Genomic DNA, 681 nt, shown 5'->3' with positions numbered 1-681 from the left:
GGAACCCTTAACAATCCCAAAACTTGTCGAATGGTCGGCTTAATAGCTCACGCTATGCCGACATTCGTCTGCAAGTTTAGTTAAGGGTTCTTCTCAACATCAATAAATTTTCTCGGCATAAATGCATGTCTAATCTTTTTTAGAACAATTAATCAAAAAATAACCTAAAAGACCAAAAACCAAAACAAGATAAGAAAAAACCACCCCCAAAATTCGTCCTAAAAAATGATAATATTTACTCAAATAATATTTCATTTTGAGGGATGATTTTTATGCTAGAAAAAGTGAAAAATATCGAACCCGAACAAGCAATCGGCATTATTTTATTAGCACTTCTTTTAAGTGTTCCAACTATGGATTTACGTTTTTGGATACCTGCTGCAATAATCGTTATAGCAACAATAATCCTTTCTTTGTACAAGATGTTTACCAATTGGCATTGGGCTTTGTCATTTCTAGGCTACTTAATTTATGCAGTTGTCGGCATAGCTATAATCATTGCTTTAGGTGGAGCTATCTTACTATTTATTCCGTTTATACTAATATTTTTCGGCGCAATAGCACTATCACGGAAATAACTTTGTTGCTTTATTCCAATTGCTTTATTGACGTTGAGCCTCGGAACCCTTAACAATCCCAAAACTTGTCGAATGGTCGGCTTAATAGCTCACGCTATGCCGA

The 681-nt window shown here is 34.9% G+C and carries 1 protein-coding gene; it reads left to right on the top strand.

Going from position 1 to position 681, the window contains the following annotated elements; translation table 11 throughout:
* Positions 1–272: 272 nt before the first annotated feature.
* Positions 273–578: a hypothetical protein gene (locus EII32_RS12285; RefSeq protein WP_158611193.1), complete on the top strand. Its 306-nt coding sequence runs from the start codon at positions 273–275 to the stop codon at positions 576–578.
* Positions 579–681: the final 103 nt, after the last annotated feature.

The organism is Prevotella sp. OH937_COT-195 (assembly GCF_003932845.1).
Lineage (GTDB): Bacteria > Bacteroidota > Bacteroidia > Bacteroidales > Bacteroidaceae > Prevotella.
This window is presented reverse-complemented; position numbering and strand designations above follow the sequence as displayed.